Annotated in this window: 13 protein-coding genes and 1 pseudogene; 7 read left to right on the plus strand and 7 right to left on the minus strand. The window is 68.9% G+C overall.

All coding sequences use genetic code 11. From position 1 onward, the window contains the following. A partial coding sequence (locus QZ753_RS08950) for a M20/M25/M40 family metallo-hydrolase (RefSeq protein WP_294642927.1) occupies nucleotides 1-337 on the minus strand: 337 nt, incomplete at its 3' end. Between the two features lie 211 nt (nucleotides 338-548). Here QZ753_RS08950 and QZ753_RS08955 point away from each other — a divergent pair. The 6 genes from QZ753_RS08955 to QZ753_RS08980 all read left to right on the plus strand — a co-directional run bounded on the left by QZ753_RS08955 (nucleotide 549) and on the right by QZ753_RS08980 (nucleotide 7,954). Then, a complete protein-coding gene (locus QZ753_RS08955; RefSeq protein ID WP_294642929.1) occupies nucleotides 549-2,132 on the plus strand; it encodes an ABC transporter substrate-binding protein in 1,584 nt (527 codons plus the stop codon). Between the two features lie 158 nt (nucleotides 2,133-2,290). Then, a complete protein-coding gene (locus QZ753_RS08960; protein WP_294642948.1) occupies nucleotides 2,291-3,274 on the plus strand; it encodes an ABC transporter permease in 984 nt (327 codons plus the stop codon). A 7-nt stretch (nucleotides 3,275-3,281) separates the two neighbouring features. Continuing rightward, nucleotides 3,282-4,103, plus strand: coding sequence for an ABC transporter permease (locus QZ753_RS08965; protein WP_294642930.1), 822 nt, complete (start codon nucleotides 3,282-3,284; stop codon nucleotides 4,101-4,103). Further along, nucleotides 4,100-5,716 carry an ABC transporter ATP-binding protein gene (locus QZ753_RS08970; RefSeq protein ID WP_294642932.1) on the plus strand — a complete coding sequence of 539 codons (1,617 nt, stop codon included), beginning with the start codon at nucleotides 4,100-4,102 and terminating at the stop codon, nucleotides 5,714-5,716. The genes QZ753_RS08965 and QZ753_RS08970 overlap by 4 nt, the downstream gene beginning before the upstream one ends. Before the next feature lie 4 nt (nucleotides 5,717-5,720). Further along, the gene (locus tag QZ753_RS08975) at nucleotides 5,721-7,025 is read left to right on the plus strand and encodes an FAD-binding oxidoreductase (RefSeq protein ID WP_294642936.1); all 1,305 of its coding nucleotides are present in this window, start codon (nucleotides 5,721-5,723) and stop codon (nucleotides 7,023-7,025) included. Between the two features lie 182 nt (nucleotides 7,026-7,207). Beyond that, nucleotides 7,208-7,954, plus strand: a complete 747-nt coding sequence (locus QZ753_RS08980; protein ID WP_294642938.1) for a transporter substrate-binding domain-containing protein — start codon at nucleotides 7,208-7,210, stop codon at nucleotides 7,952-7,954. Nucleotides 7,955-8,357: 403 nt separating this feature from the next. Here QZ753_RS08980 and QZ753_RS08985 read toward each other — a convergent pair. The 5 genes and pseudogenes from QZ753_RS08985 to QZ753_RS09005 all read right to left on the minus strand — a co-directional run. Further along, nucleotides 8,358-9,101 (minus strand): annotated as a pseudogene (locus tag QZ753_RS08985) (LLM class flavin-dependent oxidoreductase); the annotation flags it as partial. A gap of 151 nt (nucleotides 9,102-9,252) precedes the next feature. After that, a complete protein-coding gene (locus QZ753_RS08990) occupies nucleotides 9,253-9,570 on the minus strand; it encodes a hypothetical protein (RefSeq protein WP_294642940.1) in 318 nt (105 codons plus the stop codon). A 183-nt stretch (nucleotides 9,571-9,753) separates the two neighbouring features. Further along, nucleotides 9,754-10,443 carry an endonuclease III gene (gene nth, locus QZ753_RS08995; protein WP_294642942.1) on the minus strand — a complete coding sequence of 230 codons (690 nt, stop codon included), beginning with the start codon at nucleotides 10,441-10,443 and terminating at the stop codon, nucleotides 9,754-9,756. A 71-nt stretch (nucleotides 10,444-10,514) separates the two neighbouring features. Next, a complete protein-coding gene (locus QZ753_RS09000) occupies nucleotides 10,515-11,423 on the minus strand; it encodes a bifunctional helix-turn-helix domain-containing protein/methylated-DNA--[protein]-cysteine S-methyltransferase (protein WP_294642944.1) in 909 nt (302 codons plus the stop codon). 83 nt (nucleotides 11,424-11,506) lie between these two features. Then, on the minus strand, nucleotides 11,507-11,986 hold the full coding sequence (locus QZ753_RS09005) for a DUF2244 domain-containing protein (protein WP_294642946.1): 480 nt from the start codon (nucleotides 11,984-11,986) through the stop codon (nucleotides 11,507-11,509). Nucleotides 11,987-12,061: 75 nt separating this feature from the next. Here QZ753_RS09005 and nth (QZ753_RS09010) point away from each other — a divergent pair, with 75 nt between their 5' ends. After that, the gene (gene nth / locus QZ753_RS09010) at nucleotides 12,062-12,907 is read left to right on the plus strand and encodes an endonuclease III (RefSeq protein ID WP_294642950.1); all 846 of its coding nucleotides are present in this window, start codon (nucleotides 12,062-12,064) and stop codon (nucleotides 12,905-12,907) included. Here nth (QZ753_RS09010) and QZ753_RS09015 read toward each other — a convergent pair. After that, nucleotides 12,868-13,697 (minus strand): sulfate transporter family protein (locus QZ753_RS09015; protein ID WP_367171503.1); only part of this gene is annotated, 830 nt, incomplete at its 5' end. The genes nth (QZ753_RS09010) and QZ753_RS09015 overlap by 40 nt on opposite strands.

Raw genomic sequence — 13,697 nt, forward strand, 5'->3', positions numbered from 1 at the left:
GGTCGTGGCCGCAGGCATGCATCGCCCCGTCGGTCCGGCTGGCGTAGGGCAGGCCGGTTTCCTCGTGGATCGGCAGGGCGTCCATGTCGGCGCGCAGGAGGAGATGCGGGCCGGGCCGGCCGGTCTCGATCCGGGCGGTGACGCCGGTGCGCCCGACGCGCTCGCGCGGCTGGAGGCCGATCGCGCGCAGGCGCTGAGCCACGACGCCCGCCGTGCGCTCGACCGCGAACCCGATTTCGGGATGGGCGTGGAGGTCCCGCCGGATGGCGACGAGGTCGGGCTCGGCAGCGCGGATGACGGCTTCGATCTTGGAGCCGGGGCTGTTGGACAGGGTCATGATGTCTCCCGATGTCTCCCCGCTTCTATAGGCTGGGGACATCGGCTCCGGTCGAATTTTCTTCCGTCGGCCGCCACAAGGCGACGTTTGTCCCTTGATAGACGAGACCACAACGGGAACTCTGCGCCCGGTGCCGCAGCCCATCGACCGACCGGTGGCAGGCGCTGCGTATCCCTCAGCATTTTTCAGCGTTCCAGGAGACCCGCCTTCCATGACGACCGGACCCAAAGACCGCATCCCGTCCCTCGTCATGGATCGGCGGGCGATTCTGAAGGCGTCGGCCGTCGCGGGCGCGTCGCTGTTCGTGCCGGGCCTCGGCGTCATGGCTTTCGCGCAAGGAGCCCCGCAGCCGCAGCGCGGCGGGCACCTGATCCTCGGCCTCGACACGGCCTCGAGCTCCGACAGCCTCGACCCCGCGCTCTACACCGAAGCCTACATGTACACGGTCGGCTTTCAGCTCTTCAACACGCTGGTCGAGATCGACGAGACCGGCAAGATCGTGCCCTCGCTCGCCGAGAGCTTCGAGCCGGTGAAGGCAGACGGCTCGGCCTGGCGCTTCAAGCTGCGTCCCGGTGTCCAGTTCCACAACGGCAAGGAACTGACGGCCGCCGACGTCATCTACTCCATCAACCACCATCGCGGCGCCGACAGCCCCTCGGGCGGCAAGGGCCAGCTCCTCGCCGTCACCGACCTCAAGGCCGAAGGCACGAACGCGGTCGTCTTCGAGCTGAGTTCCGGCAATGTCGACTTCCCGGCCGCGCTCACCGACTATCATCTCGGCATCGGCCCGGAGGGCGGAGACTTCGCCAAGGGCGTCGGCACCGGGGCCTTCCAGTTGGAGAGCTTCCAGCCGGGCGTGCGCGCGCTGACCAAGCGTTTTTCCAATCACTGGAACCCCAATCGCGGCTTCGTCGATTCTGTCGAGACGCTGGCGATGAACGACGCGACCGCGCGCTTGGCCGCCGTCATAAGCGGGCAGGTCCATGCGATCAACCGCGTCGAGCCGCGCATGCTGGCGCGCATCAAGGCGATGCCGCAGGTCACGGTGCATTCCACCACCGCCAGCACCATGCACTGCTTCCCGATGCGGCTCGATCAGAAACCCTTCGACAATCCCGACGCGCGCCTCGCGCTCAAATACGCGATCGACCGCGAGGCGATCGTCAAGACGGTGATGGGCGGCGTCGGGCAGGTCGGCAACGACAACCCGATCGCACCCTGGAACCCCTACTTCGCCGCCGACCTGCCGAAGCACACCTACGATCCCGACAAGGCGCGCTTCCAAGCGCAGAAGGCGGGGCTGTCCGGCCCGATCCAGCTTTCCGCCGCCGACAACGGCTTTCCGGGCGCGGTGGACGCAGCTCAGCTCTTCCAGGTCTCGGCGAAGGCCGCCGGCATCGACATCTCCGTCAACCGCGTGCCGAGCGACGGCTACTGGGACGAGGTGTGGATGAAGCACGCTTTCTGCGCCTCCAACTGGTCGGTGCGCCCGACGGCGGACGCGATGCTCTCGCTGGTCTTCGCCTCCGACGCTCCCTGGAACGAGACGGGATGGAAGCGGCCGGACTTCGACGCCAAGCTCATCGCCGCCCGTTCCGAGTTCGACGAGGCGAAGCGCAAGCAGCTCTACCACGACCTCCAGCTCATGCTGGTCGAGGACGGGGGCGAGATCATCCACGCCTTCGCCGATTCGCAGGTTGCGACCTCGGCCAAGCTCGTTGGCGTCACCGACGTTCCGGGCGGCGGCGACCTGTCGGGCTACCGTCTGCCGGAAAAGGTGTGGTTCGCCTCTTGAGGCGCGCCCGCCGCTTCGACCATAAGGAGCGGAGCCGCTCGTCGGCTTCGCCCCTTCGTCCTTGCGGGCGAGAGACGTAAGAGCAGTTCTTGAGCGATCCCGACCTCCGCGCGCCGAGCCAGATCGCGCACGATCCGATCCTGGCCGAGCACAGCGGCATCACCGCGCTCCGGCTCAAGCCCTCGCGCCGGGGGCTGGGCGCGCTGCTCCTGCGCCGGCTCGTCCTCGGGCTGCTGACGCTTCTCGCCGTCTCGGCGCTGATCTTCGCGGGCACGCAGATCCTGCCGGGCGACGTGGCGAGCGCCATGCTCGGCCAGCAGGCGACGCCCGAGGCCGTCGCCGCGATCCGCGCCCAGCTCGGCCTCGACCAGCTGGCCGCGCTCCGCTACCTCGAATGGCTGGGCGGCATCCTGCAGGGCGATCTCGGGCTCAGCTCCTCCAACCGGCAGGACATCGCGGCCAGCATCGCGCCGCGCCTGGAAAACACCCTCTTCCTTGCCGGCACCGCCGCACTCGTGGCCACGCCGCTGGCGCTCGTCCTCGGCTGGATCTCGGTCCTCTACCGCGACCGCTGGCCCGACCGGGCGATCAACATCGTCACGCTCGGCGCGATCTCGCTGCCCGAGTTTTTCGTCGGCTATCTCCTGATCGCCACCGTCGCCGTCCAGTGGAACTGGTTCGCGACCAGTGCCGTGGTGCACGACGGGATGACGCTCCTCGAACGGCTGGATGCGATCGCGCTGCCGGCCTTCACGCTGGTGCTCGCGGTCCTCGGCCACATGATGCGCATGACGCGTGCCGCGCTCATCAACGTGCTCTCGGCGCCCTACATCGAGACCGCCCGCCTCAAGGGCCTGCCGCCTTCGCGCGTTCTCCTGCGCCACGCGCTGCCCAACGTGCTGGGGCCCATCCTCAACGTCGTCCTCCTCAACGTCGCCTATCTCGTCGTCGGCGTCGTGGTGGTGGAGGTGATCTTCGTCTATCCCGGCATGGGCCAGTACATGATCGACCATGTCACCAAGCGCGACGTGCCGGTGGTTCAGGCCTGCGGGCTGATCTTCGCCGGCGTCTATATCGGCCTCAACATCCTGGCCGACATACTCGCCATCCTGGTCAACCCGCGCCTTCGCGTGCCACGGTAGTCCGCCCATGCGACGCCCGCCATTCTCCGCCGTCCTCGGGCTCGCGCTGGTTGCGCTGTTCCTCATGCTCGCGGCCTTCGCGCCTGTCCTCGCGCCCCACTCGCCCGTCCAGCCGGTCGGCGGCGTCTGGGACCCGGCTTCGCCGGAAGCCTGGCTCGGCACCGACAATCTCGGTCGGGACCTCCTCTCACGCCTCATCTGGGGCGCGCGGCTGACCTTCCTCGTGGCGGCCGCTGCCACGCTCCTCGCCTTCGCGCTCGGCGCCTCGCTCGGCTTCCTCGCGGCGGTCGCGGGCGGGCGGGTGGACCAGGTCCTGTCGCGCGGCAACGACGTGGTGATGTCGGTGCCGACCTTGATCTTCGCGCTGGTGGTGCTCTCCATCCTGCCGAAGTCCCTGCCGGTCCTGATCCTCGTCATGGCGGTGCTGGATTCGACGCGCGTCTTCCGCGTCTCGCGCGCCATCGCCGGGGACCTCGCGGTGATGGACTTCGTCGAGGTGGCCCGCCTGCGAGGCGAGGGCTGGCTCTGGATTATCCGGCGCGAGATCCTGCCCAACGCCTGGTCGCCGCTCCTTGCCGAGTTCGGCCTGCGCTTCGCCTTCGCCGTGATCTTCCTCTCGACCCTCTCCTTCCTCGGCCTCGGCATCCAGCCGCCGGAGGCGGACTGGGGCGGGCTCGTGCTTGAGAACAAGGACGGGCTCCTCTTCGGCGTCACGGCCGCTCTGGTGCCGGGCCTCGCGATCGCGGTGCTGGCGGTTGGGGTCAACCTCGTGGTGGACTGGCTGATCAACCGCGCGGCCGACCCGGCGAAGCGGGGCGGCACGCGATGAGTGCTCCGCTCCTTCGCATCCGCGACCTGACGATCCGCCCCCGCGATCCCGCCGCCGCCCCCGTCGTCGAGGGCGTCTCGCTGACGCTGGAGGAGGGGCGCGTCCTCGGCCTCATCGGCGAGAGCGGGGCAGGCAAGTCGACGCTCGGGCTTGCCGCCCTCGGCCACCGCCGCGAAGGCTTGCGCCAGACGGGCGGCGAGGTCCTGATCCGGGGCCGCGACCTCGGCGCGCTGGGCGAGGCGGCGCTGCGCGCCTTCCAGGGCCGCTCCGTCGCCTATGTCGCCCAGTCCGCCTCGGCCGCCTTCAACCCGGCCCGGCGGCTCGGCGATCAGGTGATCGAGGCGTCCGTCTTTCACAAGGTGATGACGCGGCCGGATGCGGTGGCGCGCGCCAAGGCGCTCTTCGCGCTCCTCGCCCTGCCGGACCCGGAGACCTTCGGCGCCAAGTATCCGCACCAGGCGTCCGGCGGTCAGTTGCAACGGGCGATGACGGCGATGGCGCTTTGCGGCCGGCCCGACCTCATCGTCTTCGACGAGCCGACGACGGCGCTCGACGTCACCACCCAGATCGAGGTTCTCACCGCGATCCGCCACGCGGTGCGATCGACCGGCACGGCGGCGCTCTACATCTCGCACGATCTCGCCGTGGTGGCGCAGATCGCCGACGACATCCTCGTCCTGCGCAACGGGCGCATGATCGAGGCCGGACCTGCGCGCGCCATCATCGAGCGGCCGGCGGAAGCCTACACGCGCGCGCTCGTCGCCACGCGCGGCGGCGCCGACGCCGCGCCGCGCGCCACGACCGAACCGGTCCTGCGCATGGAAGGGCTCGCGGCGTCCTATGCCGGGCAGCGCGTCCTCGACGATGTCACGCTTGATCTCCCGCGCGGGCGCACGCTCGCCCTCGTCGGCGAGTCTGGCTCGGGCAAGTCGACCCTCGCCCGCGTCCTGACCGGGCTGCTGCCGCCCGACGCGGGGCAGGTCCTCTTCGAAGGCCGTGCACTGCCGCCGCTCCTCGCCGCGCGGCCGAAGGACACGCTGCGCCGGATGCAGATGATCCACCAGCTCCCCGACGTCGCGCTCAATCCGCGTCAGCGGGTCGGCGAGATCGTCGGCCGCCCGCTGACCTTCTACTTCGGGCTGCGCGGCGCGGACGCGCGGCGGCGTGTTGAGCGGCTGTTCGAGGAGATCGAGCTGTCGCCGTCCCTTCTCGACCGCTTCCCCTCGGAGCTTTCGGGCGGCCAGAAGCAGCGGGTCTGCATCGCGCGGGCGCTCGCCGCCGATCCCGACGTCCTCGTCTGCGACGAGCCGACCTCGGCGCTCGATCCCCTGGTGGCGGACGGGGTGCTGGAGCTTCTTGCCCGCGTCCAGGCCGAGCGCGCCGTCTCGCTCCTCTTCATCACCCACGACCTTGCCATCGTCGAGCGGATCGCCGACACGGTGGCGGTGCTGCGCCAAGGGCGGATCGTTCGTCAGGGGCCGAAGGACCGGGTGCTCTCGCCGCCCTTCGACCCCTATACCGAACGCCTTGTCGCATCGGTGCCGCGCATGGAGATCGGCTGGCTCGACCGGCACCAGGGAGAACGCCCGGCGGTATCTCCAGACAGGGAATAGGACAATGGGCCCCCATCTCGATTTCGTCCCCGGCGACACGGTCGTACCGCGCAAGGTGGACTTCGTGATCGTCGGCGGCGGCGTCATCGGCGCCTCCGCCGCGATGAGCCTCGTGGAAGCCGGCCATTCGGTCGTGCTCTGCGAGAAGGGGCAGGTCGCGGGCGAGCAGTCCAGCCGCAACTGGGGATGGTGCCGCCAAGCGGGCCGCGACGAGCGCGAGGTGCCGCTGATCGTCGAGAGCCTGCGTCTCTGGCGCGGCATGAACGAGCGGGTCGGCGCCGAGACCGGCTTCCGCCAGCACGGGACCCTCTATGTCGCGGACAGCCCGGAAGAGGAGGCTTCCTTCGAGGCCTGGGCGCGGATGGCGCGCCCGCAAGGGGTCGACGCCGAAATCCTGACCGGTGCCCGGCTCGCCGAGGTCACGGGAGGCGCGCCGCTGCGTCACGATGCGGGCCTCTTCGTCGCCAGCGACGGGCGCGCCGAGCCGCAGCTCGCTGTGCCCGCCATGGTGCGCGTGGCCAAGGGAAGGGGCCTGACCGTCCTCGCCCCTTGCGCCGTCACAGGCGTCGAGCGGTCCGGCGGGCGGGTTGACGCGGTCATGACCGAATACGGGCGGATCGAATGTTCGGGCGTGCTCGTCGCAGCCGGCGCCTGGTCCAGTGCCTTCTGCCGCGGCCTGGGCCTGCGCCTGCCGCAGCTCAAGGTCCTTGGATCGGTGTTCCGCACCTCTGCCATCGAGGGTGGGCCGGAAGCCTCGATCTGGATCGGGAAGATCGGCCTGCGCAAGCGCCTCGACGGCGGCTACACGATTGCCCACAGCGCGACCTACGACACGCCGCTGACGCCCGACAGCGTCCGCTTCCTGCGCGAGTTCATGCCCATGCTGCGGGCGGAAGCGCGCGGCGTGCGGCCGCATCTGGCTCTCCGGTCGTTCCGCGAACTCTTGACGCCCCAAAGCTACGCGGGCGCCCGCATGCTGGACCCGCCGCCACGCGCGGGCGATGGCCAAGCGCTCCTCGGGACGCTCGCCTCGCTCTTTCCGGCCTTTGCCGAGGCCCGCATCCTGCAGCGGTGGGGCGGCTATATCGACGTGACGCCCGACGTCGTACCCTATATCGACCGCATCGCTGCGGATCCCAACGTCGTCGTCGCGACAGGTTTCTCAGGCCACGGTTTCGGCATCGGGCCGGGCGCCGGTCTCCTGGCCGCGCAGCTCCTGATGGGGCGTGAGCCGATGGTGGGCACGCGTGACTTCGAATTACGGCGGTTCTCGGACGGGCGCGGCGTTCGGCTTGGCGCCGAAGTGTAGGTGCTCAACGACGCCTTGCACATGTTCTGAAGCGTCAGCGAACTGGCAGCAAGCGATCGCCGTTCGGAACGCGATGGCAAGATTGTTGGAGAGCATGGATCCCGCCGGTTGCCTCTGCCGAACACCGAACTGTGTGCCATCAGGCGGGTGCACATCCTTATCGCCCATGCTCAAGGTGAACCATGCTCAACGCGGCCCGCCAAGACCTAGCCCCCACCGGCCGGCTTCGCGCCGGCATCAATCTGTCGAACTCCTTCCTCGTAAGCGGTGCGGACTCCGCTGGAGGCCCCGTCGGCGTGTCTCCGGACATGGCGAAGGCGATCGCAGCACGGCTCGGGGTCGCCGTCGAGTACGAGCCTTTCGCGTCCCCGGGTCTGCTCGCTGATGCCGCCGCCGACGATGTCTGGGACATCGCTCTGATCGGCGCCGAGCCAGCACGCGCCGAAGTTATCGACTTCACTGCTGCCTATGCTGAAATTGAGGCGACCTATATGGTCCCGGCTGGCTCGCCGATCCGAACTCTCGCCGAAGTCGGCCGACCCGGCATTCGCATCGCCGTCTCAGCCCGCAGCGCCTACGATCTCTGGCTCGAACGCAACATCACCGCAGCAACACTAGTCCGGGCAGCGGGCATCGACGCCTCCTATGCGCTGTTTGTGGAGGAAGGGCTCGATGTGCTTGCCGGGCTGCGGCCACGCCTCATCGAGGACGCCAGGACTTTGCCAGGTGCGCGTATCCTCGACGGCCGCTTCTCGGCCGTGCAGCAGTCCATCGGCGTGCGCCGTGGTCGTCCTGCGGGCGCCGCCTTCCTCGCAGCCTTTGTCGAAGAGGCGAAGGCCAGCGGCTTGGTCGCCGACCTGATTACGCGGCGTGGCCAGGAGGGCAAGCTGAGCGTCGCCGACCTTCCGCCTTCTGTAACCAACACATAGGTGTTAGGTCCCGGCAGTGACCGTCTTCAATTAGTCGCAGGTGGCCGATATTTCACGAACCTACCACGGCGCCCATGGATCCGCCATGTTGAACGTCCGGCCGCGACCATTGCCTTTGATTCCAATACGCACCTTACCCCGTCCTGCCTTCGAGGAATAAGAAAGTCGACAACATCCACGGCAAGTTTCCGTCCGGTCTTCGATGGGCGGCAGAAGCCCAGCTTGTCGACAACGGGGCGATCGGCCTTAAACACCGAGACTGCGGTTTCCCAACTGCCCTTTCACCGTACCGAAACAGATAAGATCTTCGGCCGACGGGATGAACTATGAGATCATCATCGAAGCAGTCGATGGCACAGAACCCTCCTCCTTTTGTCAGTCCCACGATGGACGTCGGGATCGCTCAGGCCGAAGCCGTCCTTCGCGCGTCGTCCTCGACGTGCCGAACGACGGGGGGAAGCCCGAGATTGACGCGGAACCCGCCGTCCACGTAATCCTCGTCGAGAAGGCCCCGGCGGCGAAGCTTGGGCAGGACGCCGTTCAGGAGAAGGTCTTCCTGATCCGGGTTGCCGAGCCCATGCAGCGAGACGACGTCGAGAACGCCGGCCCGGAAGCGTTCTTCCGCCGCGTCGGCGATCTGCTCCGGTGTGCCGGCGACCGACCAGTGCCCCGTCTCGCCGGCCTGGACGATCAGCTCGCGGAGCGACAGCCCCTGCAGCGCATAGCGACGGAAGATCTCGATCCGCCCGCGTCGCCGTTGGGCCGTGCCGGTGTCGGGCAGGAGGCTTTCCGGCAGCGGGCAGTCGAGCGGCAGGTCCGACAGGTCGATCCCGCCACCCAGCATGTCGGCCAGTTGCAGCCGGCCGCGCCGATAGTCGATGCGCTCGTGCTTCTCCTTCACGCGCCGAGCGACGTCCGCCTCGCTCTCGCCGATGACCGAATGCAGCGAGTTCATGATCAGGGGCAGGTTCCGGCCGCGCCCGAAGCCGGCGGCCTGCCGGCGAAGCTCGGTCGCGAAGGCGACTGCGTCGAGCAGCGTCGGCTGGGAGGTGTACACGACCTCGGCGAGACGGGCCCCGAGCGTCACGCCCTCGGGCGACTGGCCGGCTTGGAACTGGACGGGACGCCCCTGTGGGGGCGTCGAGCGCGTCGTAGTCGTCCTGCCTCCTGGCTGGCCGTTGGCACTGTTGACCCAACATTTGGCTGTTCAGTCAGCCATCGTCGCGCAGGTATGCAGTGCGCCAACGAAAATGTCGGCCGCGCCTGAGGAAAGGCGGGACCGACAACCTCAGTGTCTTTCAGCGGAAGTTCGGTGTCTGTGCGTCCAGCTCCTCGGCACCATCATGATGAGCACAGAAGCCCTCAAGTCGGGCCCGGTCGAGCACGTCTTCCATCTCAGAGGTGCTTGGGGCGAAGTATCGGCCGATGAATACATTGATGCGCACGTTCACCTCCACATACTCGCGGATGGAGTCGGGCGTAACCTCCGAGTTCAGGGTCGTCAGGGTATAGATCGCGTCGTCGACAAGACGGTCGAGGCCCTCACGCGAGAGTGCCTCCGTGGCTGGGCCATGTTCGTCGCGCTTAACTCTCACCCTCAGCTTGTTGATGTCCATTTTGTTGCCTCCATCGCAGCCGCTCGAAGCGTCACGGGTTGGCTAGCAAGCATCAAATGAGGGTAGGCCATTCGACAAAGCAGCATCGCCGCCTGGTTTCCCAAATCCAAGGGTGAGTCACCGGGAAGCGTATGTTGAGTCCCGGTTATGCGTTAGGAGTCCTGGTAATCAGACGCGACAGGGTCAGTCGTCGCGCGCGGCGGCGAACCAGCGGCAGATGTCGTTGAGAAAGCAGGTCTCGCAGCGCGGCCGGCGCGACAGGCACACCGTCTTGCCGAACTGCAGCAGCCAGAAATGGCCGTCGCGCCGGGCCCAGTCCGGCACCAAGCGCTCCAGTGCCGCGGCGGTCTTGTCGGCGGTGCGCTCATCGGTGATGCCGGTGCGATTGCAGACGCGGAAGACGTGGGTGTCGACGGCGATCACGTCCTCGTCGAAGGTGAAGCTCATGACGATGTCGGCGCACTTGCGCCCGATGCCTGGCAGCGCCATCAGGCCCTCGCGCGTCTGCGGCACGACGCGGTCGTGCTCCTCGATCAGGGCGGCGCACAGGCGTCTGATGCTCTTCGCCTTCATGTTGTAGAGGCCGCAGGGCTTGATCGCGCGGGCGATCTCCTCCTCCGACAGCTTCAGCATCGCGTCCGGGGTCTTGGCGAGCGCGAACAGCGCCTTGGCGGCCGCCGCCGTGTTCACGTCGCGGCTCTGCGCCGACAGGAGGCAGGAGACGACGGAGCGGAACGGGTCGGGCTGGTCCTTCGGCCCCTTGGCGCTCGGTGTGCGGCCCGGCATGTGCTCGCGCAGTCGCCGAAAAGCCTCCTCGCGCTCGGCCTCGCCGAGCGCCATGTGCCCCGTGTCCTTCTCCACCGCTGCGTCCATGCCGGTCGTCCTCCACGCGTCGTCGGGGTGGGGGACGCTCCGGGCCGCCGACGGGTTCCCCGCTGCGGCGATCAGCCCGCGGCCGCGATCGCGAACTCCCAGCCGAGCATCGCGCGCTTGCGCGTCAGGCCCCAGTGATAGCCGGTCAGGGCGCCCGACTTGCCCACCACGCGGTGACACGGCACCACGAAGGAGATCGGGTTGCGCCCGACGGCCGCACCGACCGCGCGCGAGGCCTTCGGCGCGCCCATCTCGGCGGCGATCCCAGAATAGGTGTGCGCCGCGCCGAACGGGATGGCGAGGAGCCGCTCCCACACCCGCACCTCGAAGTCGGTGCCGATGAGGACGATGCGGAGCGGCGCGCCTGCGCCCCACTCCTCCGGCCGGAAGACGCGCGCGAGCCGGCGCGCCGCACCCTCGTCGCTGCGCGCAGTTGTCGCCCGCGGCCAGCGGCCGAGGAGATCGGCGAGAGCATGCGCATCGCCGCCCCGTTCCTCGTCGGAGAAGGCGAGGCCCGCCAGCCCCTGCGTCGTCCAGACCGCCAGCGCGCGGCCGAACGGCGTGTCGGCGAACCCGTAGGACAGGGACAGGCCCTCGCCGCGCGCCTTGTGAAGGCCGGGGCTCATCGCCTCGTGCTTGACGAAGAGGTCGTGCAGGCGCGACGGCCCGGACAGGCCGACCTCGATCGCCGTGTCGAGAAGCGGCAGCCCGTCGCCGAGAAGGCGCCGGGCGTGATCGATGGTGACGGCCTGCAGGAAGGCCTTGGGGCTGAGGCCGGCCCAGCGTCGGCAGGCGGCTTCCAGCCGCTGGGGCGTTACCCCGCAGGCCTCGGCCACGGCGTCGAGCGAGGGCTGGCTGCGATATTCCGCCGAGATGAACTCGATCGCCGCGCGCACCAGCGGATAGTCCGAGGGCGGGGGCACCTCCGACAGGCCGCCAAGCGGCAAGGCCGAGCCGGGTGAGGGGGTATGGTGGGCCATCGGATCGCTCCGCGCATCATCTTCGGCGCGACGATGGACCATGGCCGACCCCGGGGCCACCCGTTTTCCGGGAGCGCGGCGCGTCAGCCGCGTTTCGCCTCGTTGAGGGCGCGGTTGAAGGCTTCGGCGAAGCTCTCGCGGTCCTCCGGATTGAGGAAGGCTCCGATCTCGGTCTGCCGCCCTTCGCCCGCGACCGCCATATGGGTGACGCCCGCCAACTCGTGACGGCGAACCAGGAACCGCGTCCAGAACGGGTTGTAGCGCGCTTCCTGCACCGCGCCGCGCGGCGAGGTCTTGCGGATGGTGAGTTCAGTGCGCGACACGCGGACCTCCTCCGACGCGCGGGCCGACCGGAAGCTCGCCCTCAGCGCCACATAGAGGAGCAGGACGTCGAGCCCGAAGAAGCCGACGACGGGCCAGGCCCCGTGCGAAACGAACACCGCGCCGGACAGGAGGCTCAAACCCCCGAACAGGGCCATGGTCACGTTGAAGCCGCGCTTTCCCAGCGATCGGTAGGGCGTCAGAAGGGCATGGAAGACGGTGCGGTCGGCGCTGTCGGTCATCTGCGTCTTGCCTCGCAGGCTGGATCCGTTCCAATGGGCGGCGGCTCCCCGAGCCGCCGAGGCGATAATAGGGCTCTGACCATGGCGGAAAAAGCGCCTGCGACCAAGCGCGCGCGAAAGGCGCCATCGACCGACGCGGGCAAGGCCGCGCCGGTGGCCACGGCCGTGCGCGCCAAGGCGAAGGCGAAGGCGCCGAAGTTCCCCTACACGGCGGACGAAGTGGCCGAGATCTTCCGGCGTTTCGCGGTCCAGCGCCCGCACCCGACCTCGGAGCTCGAGCACGTCAACACGTTCACGCTGCTGGTTGCCGTGGTCCTGTCGGCGCAGATGACGGACGCCGGCGTCAACCGGGCGACGCGTGGCCTCTTCGCGCGCGCCTCGACGCCCGAAGCCATGGCGGGCTTGGGCGAGGACGAGATCCGCGAAGCGATCCGGTCGATCGGCTTCTTCCGCACCAAGGCGAAGAACGTCCAGCGCCTTTCGGAAATCCTGCGCGACCGGCACGGGGGCGAGGTGCCGCGAGACCGCGCCTCACTGGAGGCGCTGCCGGGCGTCGGTCGCAAGACCGCCAACGTCATCCTGAACACGGCCTTCGGCGAGGAGACGCTCGCGGTCGACACGCACATCCTGCGTATCGGCAACCGCATCAGGATCGCGCCCGGCAAGACGCCGGAGGCGGTGGAGGAGGGCTTCCTCAAGATCATCCCCGACGGGTTCCTGCGCCACGCCCATCACTGGCTGATCCTGCACGGACGCTTCGTGTGCAAGGCACGAAAGCCCGACTGCGCGGTCTGCATCATCGCCGACCTCTGCCGGGCCGACGAGAAGTGGTGCGAGACGGCGGCGCCGCTCGTCGCCCTGCCCGACGCCCCGCCGGGGCCTCAGCCCCTGCCGCCGGGGGCGAAGCGTCCGGGCGGCTGAGCCGCGACGCCCGGCGCACCTTCCATCGTGCCGGGCACCACGCCTCCGACGGGCAGCCCGCCCTCGCGCTGCGACACGCGCTGATGAAGATGCACCATCATCGCGGCGGCAAAGAGCGGCGTCAGAAGGTTGAGAATCGGCATCGCCAGGAAGGCCGCCAGCAGCAGGCCGGCGGCGAAGACCGTGCCGCCGTAGCGCGAGCGCAGCGCGCGGACCTCCTCCTCCGATCGGTAGCGGAGCGCTGCGAACTCGAAATACTCGCGGCCGAGAAGATAGCCGTTGATCACGAAGAAGGCGCCGAAATTGACCACCGGCACCAGGAGGAGCGCGAAGGCGAGGAGATTGCCGAGGATCACGACGCCGAAGAACTTGACCGACAGCACGATCGAGCGCCCGAGCGGCAGCGCGCGCCCGACGGCGTGGCCGGGATAGTCGTCCCGCTCCACGACCTCCGCCACGTCGTCGAGGAAGAGACCGGCGATCACCGCCGAGACCGGCGCGATCAGGAAGGCGAGGAGGAAGGCGAGCGCGACGCCCGCCGCCCAGCCGGCAAGGGTCCCGGCATTGTCGACCCAGGCCGGCATGTCCGGGGAGAACTGCGAGAAGAACGGGATCACCTCGGCCTCGAACAGCCAGCGCACCGCGAACCACAGCGCGACCAGCACGACGGCGGTCAGGCCGAGCGATTTCCAGAGCGCGGCCCGGAAGGGCGGTGAGAAGACGTCGCCGAGGGCGCGGCCAGCCGAGGCCAGGATCATCGCTGAGGCTCCATCGTGTGTTCGGGAACAGG

The organism is uncultured Aureimonas sp. (assembly GCF_913775355.1).
GTDB lineage: Bacteria > Pseudomonadota > Alphaproteobacteria > Rhizobiales > Rhizobiaceae > Aureimonas.